Source organism: uncultured Gelidibacter sp., assembly GCF_947500795.1.
GTDB lineage: Bacteria > Bacteroidota > Bacteroidia > Flavobacteriales > Flavobacteriaceae > Gelidibacter.
Map to the genome: position 1 here is coordinate 56,279 of NZ_CANMTE010000007.1, position 14,932 is coordinate 71,210.

Annotated in this window: 11 protein-coding genes and 1 tRNA gene; 3 read left to right on the top strand and 9 right to left on the bottom strand. The window is 37.8% G+C overall.

Features of this window, described 5'->3' with window-relative positions:
* Positions 1-24: 24 nt before the first annotated feature.
* The 3 genes from Q0947_RS13845 to Q0947_RS13855 all read right to left on the bottom strand — a co-directional run bounded on the left by Q0947_RS13845 (position 25) and on the right by Q0947_RS13855 (position 3,304).
* A complete protein-coding gene (locus tag Q0947_RS13845; RefSeq protein WP_299398860.1) occupies positions 25-1,152 on the bottom strand; it encodes a sialidase family protein in 1,128 nt (375 codons plus the stop codon).
* A 213-nt stretch (positions 1,153-1,365) separates the two neighbouring features.
* Positions 1,366-2,139 carry a creatininase family protein gene (locus tag Q0947_RS13850; RefSeq protein WP_299398865.1) on the bottom strand — a complete coding sequence of 258 codons (774 nt, stop codon included), beginning with the start codon at positions 2,137-2,139 and terminating at the stop codon, positions 1,366-1,368.
* Between the two features lie 4 nt (positions 2,140-2,143).
* Positions 2,144-3,304, bottom strand: coding sequence for an AGE family epimerase/isomerase (locus tag Q0947_RS13855; RefSeq protein ID WP_299398870.1), 1,161 nt, complete (start codon positions 3,302-3,304; stop codon positions 2,144-2,146).
* A 132-nt stretch (positions 3,305-3,436) separates the two neighbouring features.
* Between Q0947_RS13855 and Q0947_RS13860 the strand changes: the two genes are divergently transcribed.
* Entirely contained in the window at positions 3,437-4,156 is a 720-nt protein-coding gene (locus tag Q0947_RS13860) for an FCD domain-containing protein (protein ID WP_299398874.1), read from the top strand.
* On the opposite strand, the gene Q0947_RS13865 is transcribed toward Q0947_RS13860, so the two are convergent.
* The 4 genes from Q0947_RS13865 to Q0947_RS13880 form a co-directional block, all read right to left on the bottom strand.
* Positions 4,137-4,595 carry a YhcH/YjgK/YiaL family protein gene (locus Q0947_RS13865; protein WP_246923014.1) on the bottom strand — a complete coding sequence of 153 codons (459 nt, stop codon included), beginning with the start codon at positions 4,593-4,595 and terminating at the stop codon, positions 4,137-4,139. The genes Q0947_RS13860 and Q0947_RS13865 overlap by 20 nt on opposite strands.
* Before the next feature lie 80 nt (positions 4,596-4,675).
* Positions 4,676-5,581, bottom strand: a complete 906-nt coding sequence (locus Q0947_RS13870; protein WP_299398882.1) for a dihydrodipicolinate synthase family protein — start codon at positions 5,579-5,581, stop codon at positions 4,676-4,678.
* 95 nt (positions 5,582-5,676) lie between these two features.
* Positions 5,677-7,185, bottom strand: coding sequence for a RagB/SusD family nutrient uptake outer membrane protein (locus Q0947_RS13875; protein ID WP_299398886.1), 1,509 nt, complete (start codon positions 7,183-7,185; stop codon positions 5,677-5,679).
* A gap of 10 nt (positions 7,186-7,195) precedes the next feature.
* Positions 7,196-10,450 carry a SusC/RagA family TonB-linked outer membrane protein gene (locus Q0947_RS13880; protein ID WP_299398890.1) on the bottom strand — a complete coding sequence of 1,085 codons (3,255 nt, stop codon included), beginning with the start codon at positions 10,448-10,450 and terminating at the stop codon, positions 7,196-7,198.
* 387 nt (positions 10,451-10,837) lie between these two features.
* Between Q0947_RS13880 and Q0947_RS13885 the strand changes: the two genes are divergently transcribed.
* Complete coding sequence (locus Q0947_RS13885; RefSeq protein WP_299398895.1) at positions 10,838-12,352, top strand: catalase; 1,515 nt, start codon at positions 10,838-10,840, stop codon at positions 12,350-12,352.
* A gap of 173 nt (positions 12,353-12,525) precedes the next feature.
* On the opposite strand, the gene Q0947_RS13890 is transcribed toward Q0947_RS13885, so the two are convergent.
* Positions 12,526-12,607 (bottom strand) — tRNA-Leu (locus Q0947_RS13890).
* A gap of 158 nt (positions 12,608-12,765) precedes the next feature.
* Between Q0947_RS13890 and Q0947_RS13895 the strand changes: the two genes are divergently transcribed.
* The gene (locus Q0947_RS13895) at positions 12,766-14,154 is read left to right on the top strand and encodes a dipeptidase (protein WP_299398900.1); all 1,389 of its coding nucleotides are present in this window, start codon (positions 12,766-12,768) and stop codon (positions 14,152-14,154) included.
* 132 nt (positions 14,155-14,286) lie between these two features.
* Here the strand turns inward: Q0947_RS13895 and Q0947_RS13900 are convergent, their stop codons facing one another.
* Positions 14,287-14,925 carry a DUF6563 family protein gene (locus Q0947_RS13900; RefSeq protein WP_299398903.1) on the bottom strand — a complete coding sequence of 213 codons (639 nt, stop codon included), beginning with the start codon at positions 14,923-14,925 and terminating at the stop codon, positions 14,287-14,289.
* Positions 14,926-14,932 lie beyond the last annotated feature (7 nt).

The window sequence follows — 14,932 nt, forward strand, 5'->3', positions numbered from 1 at the left end:
TTTTCAGCGCTATGAGAAAAAAGGTTATTTTTTCTTAGGTTTTTGATAGGTGTCTGCACCATCAGTCAACCAATTTAGTGAAAAACTCACAAATGGATTCTTAGTATAGTTATCTTGTTCAAAGAACAATCCGATATCACCATTATCAAGAATTGTCATCTCTGAATATGCAGAAGACCCTTCATAAATAGTTTTTCCTTCTGACCAGGTTTTTCCTTCGTCATAACTGATACGCACGGTCATATTAACACGTCCTTTTTCAGATTTCGCATTTGAAAAAAGTAGTCTGTTCTTTTTGTAACCATCTTCAATTGACGTATAGCGAATGATGCTGGCATTACATCCTGGATCAATCAACTCTGGCGCAGGAACGGTAGTCCATGATTTTCCTTCATCTGTAGAGGTGTGCACGTAACGTAAGCCTTTGCCATTAACACGAGCGTTGATCATTAAGGTACCATCAGCAAGCTCAATCACTTTGGATTCGTCAGCTGGTTGAATTGGCGTGTCTATAAAATACCAAGTTTTACCGTGGTCATCACTACCAAACAAGTGTAGGCCACTATTCAAATTCACCATGGTATGCAATAATTTGCCTGAGCGGGTTTGGATACCTCTTCCTGAAGTGATGAATTTAAAATCTTTGTGCCATTCTGATTTCGCGATTTGTGAGGTAATATCTACCGGTTTACTCCAGGTTTTACCGTTATCAGAACTCTTCACATAATGTAGGTAATAGATATCTTTTTCAGTATCCAAATTCATATAATTATAGAACATGAAAATCTCATTGGTTACGTGATCTACAATAAATGAAGGATCAGAAGCTGATTCACCATAAGGGAAATCGACTGCCGTTTCAATATCTGACCATGTTTTCCCATTATCAGCGCTTCGTCTGACAATAATATTAATGTCCTTACTGAATTTCAAATCGCCACAGCCAGGCACACGTTCATCAATTGCCGCAATCACATCGCCATTTGGGGCGGTAATAATGGCTGGAATACGGTAACACTCTACACCTTCAGTCATTGAAGTGTTGAACAAATCTTGAAATACGGGCGCACCATCATTTGTGCTCGTGTTTTGGGTTTTTACACCGCAATTAAAAAGGAATACTGGAATCAGTAATGCAATTAGTTTTCTCATGGTTAAAAATGTATTATTTATTATTCTCTTATTATCGGATATAGAATTAAGACTGCTTCGCTGTTAGAATTAAGAATCAAGACTTAATTAGGACTTTAATAATAGACAATCTGTGTTTAAAATAGATTTGCCCAATTATTCTCATACTTTTTTTTCAAATGAATACATTCATTTTGAAGCTCTCGAATCAGTCCCTATCTGTTTTGACAGTCTTTATTCGTACATATTATGCACATTCGCGTGATGTAATTCTTCAAAAAAATCAGCGATGTTGCTTACTACAGCGTCTAAAAATGCTTTGCCTTTTTCTGCAGTCGCTTTTATCGGATTACCCACACCGGTATCTTCAGTTACCTGTGTCCATTGACGTTGCGAGCTCACCCAACCTTCTCTAAGGCCTTTAATTTTAAATTGTTTGGCACTTCCACTTCCTGCTTGCTCAAGTGGTAATACCAAATTTGGCACAATATGCATCACTGCAGAAGTCTCCAACTCGCCGGCATGATCTCCAGGTTCATCAAAATAGTCTTTAGCATTGGCTGCCTGAAACCAGTTTAGGGCACAGACAAACACGTTTGGAAATTCTATGCTCAGTTCGCGAATCATCTGCTTAAAATTATTGCCGCCGTGTGCATTGACGATCACTAATTTTTGAATGTTTTGACCATCCAACACCTCAACCACATCTCTCAAAACAGCATATTGTGTGCTTGGATTCATATTGATACATAACGAAATGTCCATCTGACCTGTATTCACTCCAAAAGGAATGGTTGGCAACACCACCACCTTCGCACCCTTATTCCAGGCTTGTTCCGCAGCAGCGATAGCCACATATTCTGCTTGAATATTATCAGTGGCATACGGCAGGTGGTAATTATGGGCTTCCGTAGCGCCCCATGGCAAAATAGCTACCGTATAATTGGTGTCTTTAACTGACTTCCAATTGGTTTCTGCCAACACATAAGGTCGTATAGCGTTCGTCATCGTATTATTTCTTTTGTTCTATTTTTTCGAACGATTTCCAACATTGGTACATCGCTCTTGGCACATGGAAACATCCTTTCCATTTGCCACCTTTTAAATCTAATAACACCTCGCCTTGGCGGTTCAAATAACCATACCATTCGCCATTTTCAGGATCTGAGAAATGAGACCACGCATACTCGTGAACCTTTTCATACCAATCCATCAATTCTTTTCTCCCTGTGTGTTCATACGCTTTAGATAATGCGACCAAAGCTTCTAAGTGTACCCACCATAGTTTTTGATCCCACTCCAACTGTTGTGGCGGTTTGTTCATGACGTCCATAAAGTATAGGATTCCGCCATACTTTTTATCCCATCCGTAGTCCAAAATTCTTAGGATGGTATCCGCAGCTTTATTGATCAATTCCTTATCATTTCTTCTCACCCCAATATCAATCATAAACCACATGGCTTCAATACCGTGACCCGGATTTATAAGTCGGCCGTTATAACTATCCTCATGCGTGCCATCAGGACGGACAAATTCGTACACAAGTCCGGATTCTTTATCTAAAAACACATTCATGACTTCATTGATACTGAAATCGATGGTTTTGTTCACTTCCTCTTCATCCAAAACCCCTTCCAATTCCAACACTAAGTTGGACAAAATCATTGGCAAGGAAAAACTTTTCAACGGGCGCTCACTGGTCGTTTTCTCGTAACTCCCTTTTGGATTGTCTTTCTTTTTAAGAATATTCAAATAGGTTTGCTTGGCGAGTTGTTTAATTTCTTCATCACCAGATGCCATAGCGTATTGACTAAAAGCCATCGCTGCAAAACAATCTGAAAAAATATTATACGGCTGTACTAACGGATTTCCTTCTTTGGTTGTCGAGAAATAGAAATTGCCATCTTTATCCATACCGTGTTTAATGATAAAGTCAATACCATGTTTGGCTAACTTCAACCAGTTTTCATTTTTTTCGACAGTATTGTAAAGCATAGAAAAGGTCCACGCTTGACGACCTTGAAGCCACATAAATTTATCCGTATCATAAACTTTACCTGTTTTATCCAAACATGTAAAATAACCACCATGCTCTGTATCAATCGAGTGTTGTTCCCAAAAAGGGATGACATCATTCAACAAAGTGTTTTTATAAAGTGTTGTATAGTTCATTGTATTATATTTATGGAAAAATAAAAGCCCGATAAAAGTCCAAAAAAATTGTTATATTCGTGTATATGTAATACATAATACAAACTTAGCAAATTTAGATTGATAAATTACATTTGCACAAATTAAAATTCAATGAAAAATCGCATTGCCATAAAGCCCTTAACTAATTTAAGCCTAGTAGATAAGGTAGAAATAAGTATTACAGAATATATTAAAAATAATAAGCTTCAGGTTGGTGATGCGATCCCAAAAGAAACGGAGTTTGCTGAGACTTTGGGGGTGAGTAGAACGGTGATTAGAGAAGCCCTTACCCGATTGCGCACGATTGGCATTATCGATTCAAAAAAACATAAAGGCATGGTTTTAAGCCAGCCGGACTTTATTTTGAATTTTGAGAAAGTGATGAGCCTTAACTTAATGGGCGATGAAGCTTTAAAGGATATTTTTGAAATGCGTTTGATTCTAGAAATGGGGATGGTCGATTTAGTGTTCGCCAGAAAAACAGCCGAAGACTTGGAAGAGTTGACCAAAATAGTAGATAGAATGGAGAAAAAGTCTCCCCATTCGAGTGTTTTTAGTTTGAAAAATGAGGTGGCATTTCACGGAAAACTTTACGAAATGTCAGGCAACAGAACTTTGCAACGCGTACAAAATATTTTGTTACCGGTGTTTCAATACGTGCATGACCACAAATTATCAGATGCCAAAACCTATAAGTATTCCAAGAAATTCGTCACGCATCGCGATCTTTTAAATTACCTAAAGGATGACGACATTAAAAAATTCAGAAAAGGATTGGCGCAGCATTTAGAACCTCATTTTGAGAGAGTCCTTATGAATTCTGAATTTTAACTTTAACCACTACTTTTTTCACGTTTGATGGAGCTCCAGTAGTCACTTCGGGCATGTGGATATCGTCTGGAAAGAAGATGGCATACATTCCTGCTTTAACCGTGATAATGTCATAAGGCTCCTCAAATAGCATGTAATCATCTTCTGGATCATAGGCTTTTTTAGGGTCTTGTCCTGATTTCATAGTGACGCCCATATGCTCAACACCTTCAATTACATATTGTACATCAATATATTTGATGTGAGACTCCATAAGTTGATCTTCAATTGGCTTTGTTGGGTATTCCTTTAAAATAGCAAAGACAGCATCGCCATCAATCTCATGTTTGCCTACTGGCAAGGCATCAAAATTGGTGTTTTTAATATACGCTAACGCCTTATCAATCCCTTTGTGAAGGCCTTTGTATAGGCCTATGTTTTCAATTTTATCTACAATCATATTAAATCTGTTTTAAACATAAAAAAACCAAGTTCAAAAGTAAATTCAAACTTGGTTTCTTTCAAAATTAATTATTGCTATTAATTACTTAAATGTTCTAATAATCCGATACGCTCCAATTCTGCCCTGATTTCAACATAAACATCATCAGAAAGCGTGGCATGTGGAAATCTGCTTGGTCCACAATCGATGCCCAAAGTCTTCATAAAGCCTTTAGCAACGCCGTTAAATCCACCGTAACCATCTAATATTTCAACAAATCGTATTGCTTTTGTTTGCAATGCAGCTGCTTCAGCCATTTTGCCTTCTTCAAACAAAGATTTTATTTTATAATATGCCGGTGCTAAATGGTTATAAGTACTTCCTACCCATCCATCAGCTCCTAATGGTAAACTTGAAAGAAAGATCTCATCAAATCCGAAAAGGATGTTGTATTTACCGCCTTCAAAATTCTTGCAATGCAAATAATCGATCAGGTTGTTATTGGTAAACTTGATGCCTTCTAAATTCGGGATTTCTTTAGAGGCCACTTTTAAGAACTCAGCCATGTTTAAATTGGCGCCACTCAACACTGGAATGTGGTAATAGTAAAACGGTAAATTAGGCGCACAAGCGGCAACTTCTTTACAATAGTGCACCAACTTATCAATACTATTTAATTTAAAATAGTAAGGCGCTAATACAGCAATGGCGTCTACTTTATCTGCAGCAAATGTCGCTAAGTCTTTTGCCACCTTCAAACTTGGATCTCCAACGTGGTCAATCAAATATAAATCTGACGATTTATGTTTAGCCCAAGCACTGGTTATTTCCTTGCGCTCTTCAGTAGATAAGGACACGAAGTCTCCTGTGGAGCCATTCATAAAAATTCCGGCTACTTTATTTTTAACCAAAAATTCTCCATAGGCCTTAATAACACTGGTATTTAATGAACCATCTTGGTGCATTGGCGCATAGGTAGCTGCTATTAAATTATTTATTTTCATATATGCTTTTTAACGAATAGTGTGAATTTTAATAAAAAGAGAGTTAAGATTTCAAACATAACTCTCCTTTTTGGCTAACTCAAACTTTACTCTAATTAATTGGTATAACCTGCTGTTTGCGTCAATAATGGATTTCTACCAATCATATCTTCTGTGATAGGCAATTCCAATTTGTACTCATCACCAGGGTTAAGGAAATCGATGTTATTGATAACATAACTGTTTCCTGCACGTCTTAAATCCCACCATCTTTTACCTTCACCAATAAACTCTTTGTAACGCTCATCTAAAATAGCATTCGTATTTTCTGCTTGAGAACCGTTAACATAGCCATGGATTAAAGGATTGTAATTAGATCCGTAAGCTCTTGCACGGATTTGGTTGATTTCTTCAGATGGATCTTCACCTAACAAGTTTTTCACTTCGGCCAACATTAATACCACGTCAGCATATCTGTATAAAGGCACGTCGTTTTCGAAAATACGCTCTGAACCAATAACTTTTCCTAAGAACTTATTGAAAATAGCTCCAAAATATTTAGACTCTGTATACGTTGGATATCCTAATCCAGCATTATCATCTTTATATAATCTGATAAAAGTCGCATCTTTTCTTTGGTCTTTATTATCATCCAATAGCATAAGCACTTCTTCTGAAGGACCATATCTATTTGCACCTGCAATAACAAAAGCACCCATGGACTCTCCCTGATCATTAAATTGAGGGTTAATCTCCGTAGATCTACCTGTTAAACTGTTGTAGAAGTTTTCAGCCTCATCTTGCTTATATTGAAAAGCAAAAATAAACTCATTATTTCCTTCATTGTCAACACCCCAAAGGCTGTTAACATTTGGCGCCAAGCTAACTCCTAAAGAAGAAATTTGTTGTAACGCAGTCTTAGCTTCAGTAAAATCTGCACTTCCGCCACCTAGTAAATTTCCAGACCAGATATAAGCATCACCTTTAAGTGCTAGTGTAGCCGCTTTAGACCAAAACACTCTGCTTCCTTCCCAATAGCTATTATCAGATCCAAAAGCGTTTAAAGACGCTGCAATATCCGATTTTATCAACGCCATAACCTCTGTTTTAGGAGATCTTGCTCTACTTAATCCTTCTGGATTAACTTCAGCCAAAGGCTCTAAAATAATTGGCACATCACCCCAAGTTTTCAATAACGTGTAGTAGTATAACGCTCTCAAACCATAAGCCTGACCCATTAAATGGTTTTTCTCTGCTGGATTAACAAACGTTACGTTTGGTGCATTCTTGATAAAATCATTAACTCTATGGATTCTAGTATACAATCCTGCCCAACCTCCAAATGGCGCTGTAGCAACTGTAATATTAGATTCGATTAAATTCTCACTGAAAGGTGATTCGAAGGTTCTTCCACCCCAAATATCACTTCTCATTTCTCCTAACTGCCAGAATGTTCCTGCTGTTCCTCTTAGATTGGCAAACATACCAGTATGGGCAGTTTTTACACCTTCTTCAGTATCCCAAAAACCTTGGGCTGTCAATTCGCTAGGACTTGTCAATTCTAGCTCGTTTTCACAAGCACTGAAAGTGACCAGAGCTATAAATATATAAATGTACTTTTTCATCTTCTAAAATTTAAAATGTTACGTTAAGACCTAATGTAATCGTTTTTGGCACTGGGAATGACCCATATTGAACCCCACCTTCTTCTGGTGTATCTCCACTCAGACTCTTAAAGTAATGCAAGTTTGATCCTGTTACGTAGATGCTTAATCTTTGGATAGCATCGTTAAAATATTTACTTGGCATGTTATAACTCAAGGTTACTTCACGTAATGCTAAATAATCTCCTTTTTCCCAGAATTTCTCGTTACCATAGTGCTGTAAGTCTGTTGCACCTTCTCCACCTCTCCAAACGTTTTTGGATCCGTTAACGAAAACGAAACGTGGCCAATCTGTATCAGTATTGTTTGGTGTCCAAGAATCAGCTACTTCAATTGGCTGTGCTAAGTTACCTTGCGTTTGACCATAACCTTTGTTTCTAATGTGGTTCCACACTAAATGTCCGGTTGCAAAATCAGTCTTCACAAATAAGTTGAAGTTTTTATAGGTCATACTTGTTGTTAAACCTCCAATGAAATCAGGAGTTGTACGTCCGATAACTTTTCTGTCTAAATGATTAATAACACCATCACCATTTTGATCTACCCACTTAACATCTCCAGCCCAACGTTTGTTACGGCTAGCACCTGGCATGTAATTGTCAGTAATTGCATTGTCAGCATCAGCTTCAGCTTGCGTTTTATAGATACCTGCTTGCTCAAAAGCAACCACTAAGTCATGACCTGAACGTTGGCCTTCTTGATAACCACCAACCCATTCTTCTTGTCCAGTTGATGCATTCCAAATCAATGTACCACCTTGTCTGTTTAAGTCGTTATCATTTTCAGGAAGTTTAACAACGTAGTTTTTGTTTGTTGTAAACGTCGCACCCATGTTCCATGTAAAATCTTCGTTTCTAACAATATCACCATTAACTTGCAATTCAAAACCTTTGTTTCTGATGGTTCCGTTGTTAGTTAAGATACCGCTAAACCCAGTGTAGTATGGTAATGTTAAGTATGCTAATTTGTCTTTAATGTCTCTTGAATATACATCTGTAATAATAGACACTCTGTTATCAAAGAAAGAGATATCTAAACCAGCATTAAACGTTGTTGATTTTTCCCATAATAGGTCTTGTGTTGGTAATGAAGAATTGGCATATCCGGTTTGACCGTTGTAAACACCTTGTCCTCCATAAGATCCAAATACACCGTAATTACTTAAGACGTCTTGGTTACCGTTAACACCATAACTTAATCTTGGCTTGATTCTAGAAACTACATTCTTAAGTGAAGATTCTTGGAAGAATGTTTCATTATGTACATTCCATCCGAAAGATACACCAGGGAAGAAATCGAATTTATTGTTACCTAATCTTGAAGAACCATCATATCTATAGGTAAAGCTGAATAAGTAACGATCATCAAAATCATATAACAATCTACCAAAAGTAGACGTGATTACATATTCCGTTTCAAAACTGTAAGGAATTCCATCAGCTTCAGCTCCAGCATTTAGAGTTTCAATTAAATCTGTTGGAGAATTTCTTGTTCCTGCAGAGGTTCCGAAATAATTATCTTTATAGTACTCCGCACCAATTAATGCGTTGAAACTGTGCTCACCAACTTTCTTAGTATAGTTTAAAGTTCCTGTCAATTGGTTTCTTAATGTTCTACCTAAACTCACTGCTGCTTCACGTCCTGTACGTAATGGACCTGAGTTACTACCAGTTCTATATGCTCTGTTAAAGCTTGAGTTATGATTATTAACTGTAAAATGACTTCCTGTTAAAGAAAATTTCAAGTCATTAAGAATGTCCCAATCGATACCTACAGAAGCAGACAAACGTTGCTCTAAATTTTTTCTGACAAATTTATCTTGATAGTATAATGGGTTACCGAAACCTTCGTTTTGGCCTGGAGCATATTGATCTGACCATGTACCGTCTGCATTACTATCAAAGGTTCTAGAAGTTGGCGCTTGACCTTGGAATCTTCTAAACACTGTATCATCTCCACCTAATGGGCTTCTTGTGAAGTTAGAGTGCGAGTAAAGTACGTTTGAGTTTACTTTAAATTTATCGCTAATTTTATAAGATCCGCTGAATTTACCCGAGTATCTTAAAAATCCTGACCCTAAAACTAAACCATCATTATCTAATGCACCTAAACCTAAATAGTAAGTCCCTTTCTCGTTACCACCGTCAAAAGATAAATAGTGATCTTTAGATGCGCTAGTTTGATAAATACGATCTCCTACTTCTGGGTTGTCATAAAATAAGATTTCTTTGGTTGGATCTAAAATATCTGGAATCGTTTTCCATCCTGGTGTATTCAACAAGTAGCTATTTGATGCCGATAAAAATTGCGTTGTAAACGGATCATTTGTCGCATTGTTACCAGTACCTGCTCCATTATTCCCATCTAAGAAAGCACCGAAAGCACCCGCGTTACCAGCAACTTGTCTGTTCCAAGCAATAGACTGTCTGTTATAGTCAATATGTTGCGCCGCGTTAAGATACTTCTGATCGTTTCTTTCGTGGTTCATACTATACTTATACTTGTAGTTGATAGAAGATTTCCCAACTTTACCAGTTTTAGTAGTTACTAAGATGACACCATCCGCAGATCTTGCACCATAAATAGCGGTTGCAGCTGCATCTTTAAGAACCTCAATAGACTCAATATCGTCTGAGTTTAAAGCGAAAAATGACCCTGGAATACCATCAATTAAGATAAGCGGAGACCCTGTACCATTAAAACCAGTACCACCACGTAAAACAATTTGCGGCGTTGCACCTGGCTGACCAGTTGTGTTGGTTACTCTTAAACCAGCAATTGTTCCTTGTAACGCTGTAGCAACGTTAGATCTGGTTGACGTTTCTAACACTTGCGTATCTAATTTAGATACTGAAGTAGTTAGTTTAGCTCTACTTTGTTGGCCGTACCCTGTAATTACAATTTCGTCCAACATTGCTGCATCTTCTTTTAAAGACACATTGATTACTGCCTGGTTACCGACAGTCGCTTCCTTTGCTTGAAACCCAACAAAACTAAATACAAGAACATCTCCCGTATTTGCTTTAATGCTGTAGTTTCCGTCAAAATCTGTAATTGCTCCGCTGGTTGTTCCTTTCACAATAATAGTGGCACCCGTTAACGGAATGTTATCCGTAGACGAAACTACCGTCCCTGTGATTATCTTTTCCTGACCAAAAACCATGGCCGGAAGAGCGAAAAGCAAAATAAATATCATATAAATGATATTGGATTCTCTTTTTTTCATACTAAATAATTTTGATGAATTAGGTTAAATTAGTCATGCTATGTATAAAAGTATTATGTTATACATAATGCAATGTTATGATTAATTTTTCACTTCTCAAAGGTTTTCGTTAAGATAATATTAACTTTTCCCTCAAAAATTTAGGCTGTCCCACAAAACATAACCATTATAATTACCAGCGCATTGAGCCTCTGTTCGCCTTAAACCCCAATTTTTAAATGTTAAATTTACGTGCCCAATCTTACAGACCTTGCACTCTTAAAAACTGACAAATTTTTAGTTCCACACGCTTTCGACACTCCTAATATTTAGAATTCCATTTAAGAAGTATGAAAAATATTTGTAACTTGATTGCCATAAAAAATCACCTTAAAAAAAGTATACGTAATGGACGATAAAAATTCAAAACTCACCAGACAGACAGGTGCACCTGTTCCTGATAATCAGAATGTGCAAACAGCGGGACCACGCGGGCCAATGTTAATGCAGGACGCATGGTTTCTTGAGAAAATGGCAAACTTTGATCGCGAGGTAATCCCCGAAAGGCGAATGCATGCGAAAGGCTCAGGCGCTTTCGGAACGTTTACCGTAACGCACGATATTACGAAATACACTAAAGCGAAAATTTTTAGCGAAATAGGAAAAAAGACCGAAATGTTTAGTCGTTTTTCTACTGTTGCCGGAGAACGCGGTGCTGCCGATGCGGAACGTGATATCCGCGGATTTGCACTGAAATTTTATACCGAAGAAGGCATTTGGGATTTAGTAGGGAATAATACGCCGGTATTTTTCTTCCGCGACCCGATGAAATTCCCGGATTTGAACCATGCCGTAAAACGTGACCCTAAAACTAACCTAAGGAGCGCCAATAATAATTGGGATTTCTGGACACTACTTCCGGAAGCATTGCACCAAGTAACCATTATTATGAGCGACCGTGGCATCCCTAAAGGCTATAGACATATGCACGGATTTGGAAGCCATACCTATAGTCTTATCAACAAAGACAATGTGAGACATTGGGTCAAGTTTCATTTTGTAACCCAACAGGGCATCGAAAACTTTACTGACGAGGAAGCTGCAAAAGTGGTTGGAATGGATAGGGAATCGTCTCAAAGAGACCTTTTTGATGCCATTGAAAACAAGGACTTCCCGAAATGGAAAATGTATATTCAGGTGATGACGGAAGAACAAGCAAAAACATACCGTTTTCATCCGTTCGATTTGACTAAAGTGTGGTCTAAAAAGGATTTTCCACTCATTCCTGTGGGCGAATTTGAATTGAATAGAAATCCTGAAAACTATTTCCAAGATGTTGAGCAAGCAGCCTTCAATCCAACGAATATTGTTCCAGGAATCGGCTTCTCTCCAGACAAAATGCTGCAAGGACGCTTATTTTCTTATGGCGATGCGCAACGCTATAGATTAGGAGTTAACCATTATCAAATTCCTGTAAACAAACCGACATGTCCATACCACGCCTTTCATAGAGATGGCGCTATGCGTGTAGACGGCAACTATGGCGCGGCCAAACATTACGAACCAAATAGCTATGGGCAATGGCAAGAACAACCTGAAGCGCAAGAACCGCCTTTAGAATTGAGTGGCGATGCGTATGCACATAATTTCAGGGATGATGATCAAGATTACTTCACACAGCCAGGTGATTTGTTCCGCATTATCAAAGCCGATGGTAAAGCCGACGTGTTGTTTAAAAATACGGCCGCTCAAGTAGGTGGCGCAGAAAAATTTATCCAAGTGCGCCATATCAGAAACTGTTACAAAGCAGACCCAGAATATGGAGAAGGTGTTGCAACTGCACTCGGCTTAACGATGGACGAAGTGAATAGTTTTGACATGACGCTGTATGATAGATGGGCACCAAAACCTACCCATGCTTAAGTTTTGCAAAATTCATCTATAGGACTGACTTAAAAAAGTCTTTCAAATAGATTAAAAACAATAAAGATGTTAGTGGCTCATACTTATGCCGCTAACATCTTTTTTTTATTGGTTACCTACCTCAGATTACCCCACAAAAAAAGCCTCTCTAAAAAGAGAAGCTTTGATTTCTGTACAGGTGGGGAGACTCGAACTCCCACACCTCGCGGCACTAGATCCTAAGTCTAGCGTGTCTACCAATTCCACCACACCTGCAACTTATGTTCCGAAATATTCTCGGAATCGGGATGCAAATATAAACATTCCTTTGAATATACAAATAACTTGTCAAAGAAAATTCACTTCAAATTTTGTACTTTTGAATATCTTAAAAAACAACACACAATCAATTACAAATAATTAAATATCAAAACATGCAAAACATAGATAGTTACGTAGAACAAAATAAAGACCGATTTATAAACGAACTGATTGACTTGCTCAAAATTCCATCTGTTAGCGCCGATTCTGCATTCAAAAAAGATGTGCTTAAAACAGCCAGTGAAATCAAGAAAAGCTTAGAAAAAGCAGGATGCGACCATGTTGAAATTTGTGAAACTGAGGGTTATCCAATTGTTTATGGCGAAAAAATAATTGACAAAAATTTACCAACAGTCCTTGTTTATGGGCATTATGACGTTCAGCCTGCGGATCCTATCAATTTATGGACTTCCCCACCATTTGAACCTGTTATTAAAAAAACAGACATACATCCGGAAGGTGCCATCTTTGCACGTGGCGCTTGTGATGATAAAGGGCAAATGTACATGCACGTGAAAGCGTTGGAGTTTATGACTTCTACAAATCAGTTGCCATGTAACGTGAAATTTATGATTGAAGGCGAAGAGGAAGTGGGCAGTGTGAACCTATCTACTTTTGTGAAGCAAAATCAAGAGAAACTGAAAAACGATGTCATTCTTATTTCAGATACTGGAATGATTTCTAAGGACACACCATCAATTACAACAGGTTTAAGAGGCCTCAGCTACGTAGAAGTAGAAGTTACAGGACCAAAACGAGATTTACACTCAGGTTTATACGGTGGTGCGGTTGCCAACCCTATTAATGTGTTGACAAAAATGATTGCTTCATTGCATGACGAAAACAACCATATTACCATTCCTGGATTTTACGATAAGGTTGAAGAGCTATCTGATGACGAGCGCGCACAAATGGCTAAAGCACCATTTTCATTAGAAGACTATAAAAAATCGTTGGATATTGACGCTGTTTATGGCGAAAAAGGATACACTACAAATGAGCGTAATTCTATTAGACCAACATTAGATGTAAACGGAATTTGGGGAGGCTATACAGGCGAAGGCGCAAAAACGGTAATTGCAAGTAAAGCATTTGCAAAAATTTCGATGCGATTGGTGCCAAATCAGGATTGGGAAGAAATCACCTCGTTATTCAAACATCATTTTGAAAGTATTGCTCCTGAAGGTGTAAAAGTGTTGGTAAAACCTCATCATGGTGGACAAGGATATGTCACCCCAATTGACAGTATTGGTTATCAAGCTGCTTCAAAAGCTTACGAAGCAACGTTCGGTAAAACCCCGATTCCACAACGTAGTGGTGGTAGTATTCCAATTGTAGCGCTTTTTGAGCAAGAATTGAAGAGTAAAACCATTTTAATGGGCTTCGGCTTAGACAGTGATGCCATCCATTCCCCTAACGAGCATTTTGGAGTTTGGAATTACTTAAAAGGCATTTCGACAATTCCGTTGTTCTATAAATATTTTACAGAGCTTTCTAAATAAGAAACAAAATTTTAGATAGGTCAAAAAAATAAAGCCACAGACTCATGATTATAGGTATAATCAGGGGTTCGTGGCTTTTTTATGTATTAATAAATTACAATATCCTCATTAGCACATTAACTAATAACACCACTAGTGCTCATTTATCCACATTAGGAGGTACTTGGAAAGGACTTCAATAGCATCCTTTTCCGTCTCATTATTATAAGCCTCAACTAATCCAGGGGAACCACCTATATAGTCTCTAATATTTTTTTGAGATACTAATATGGGCGCTTTCGTATGCTTATCCAACACATAAGGCAATCGAATAAGGGCTCTTTTGGCTGCACCGAACGCGCCAACGATTCCCCCAAACATATAGGAGACATCAGAATTTTCAAGTCCGAACTTTTTTGGATTCATCGGAATTCCCGCTTTGAAAAAGAAGAAGTTCTCATTCTCACCCTCTACTTTACTATACCAATATTGTAGCTCGTACTTAAAACAATTCATATAAAGGTCAGTTCCGTCAGAGTACGCAAAAACCTCTTTTAAAAAGTAGGACCTTTTCACATCCTTATCAAGGGCATTAATTTGGTAATCGTTACCCCCATTCATTTTTATTTTCCCTGGGGTTCTGTGCTCTAATTCTACATGAGCAGTTTTGGAGGGCGCTTTGTCCAACACCTCTTGAAGATCCATATAAATTCCCTCAGGATAGTTACCAATTTGCGCATTGCTGTGATTATTAAAACAAATTAATGCAATAATCAAGATTAATTTTTTCATATGTATT

Bases quoted from the DNA above. Each gene is read 5' to 3' on its own strand.
- Q0947_RS13875 (WP_299398886.1), bottom strand. From the start codon at position 7,185: ATGAAAAAGTACATTTATATATTTATAGCTCTGGTCACTTTCAGTGCT.
- Q0947_RS13880 (WP_299398890.1), bottom strand. From the start codon at position 10,450: ATGAAAAAAAGAGAATCCAATATCATTTATATGATATTTATTTTGCTT.
- Q0947_RS13870 (WP_299398882.1), bottom strand. From the start codon at position 5,581: ATGAAAATAAATAATTTAATAGCAGCTACCTATGCGCCAATGCACCAA.
- Q0947_RS13895 (WP_299398900.1), top strand. From the start codon at position 12,766: ATGCAAAACATAGATAGTTACGTAGAACAAAATAAAGACCGATTTATA.
- Q0947_RS13850 (WP_299398865.1), bottom strand. From the start codon at position 2,139: ATGACGAACGCTATACGACCTTATGTGTTGGCAGAAACCAATTGGAAG.
- Q0947_RS13860 (WP_299398874.1), top strand. From the start codon at position 3,437: ATGAAAAATCGCATTGCCATAAAGCCCTTAACTAATTTAAGCCTAGTA.
- Q0947_RS13845 (WP_299398860.1), bottom strand. From the start codon at position 1,152: ATGAGAAAACTAATTGCATTACTGATTCCAGTATTCCTTTTTAATTGC.
- Q0947_RS13855 (WP_299398870.1), bottom strand. From the start codon at position 3,304: ATGAACTATACAACACTTTATAAAAACACTTTGTTGAATGATGTCATC.
- Q0947_RS13865 (WP_246923014.1), bottom strand. From the start codon at position 4,595: ATGATTGTAGATAAAATTGAAAACATAGGCCTATACAAAGGCCTTCAC.
- Q0947_RS13900 (WP_299398903.1), bottom strand. From the start codon at position 14,925: ATGAAAAAATTAATCTTGATTATTGCATTAATTTGTTTTAATAATCAC.
- Q0947_RS13885 (WP_299398895.1), top strand. From the start codon at position 10,838: ATGGACGATAAAAATTCAAAACTCACCAGACAGACAGGTGCACCTGTT.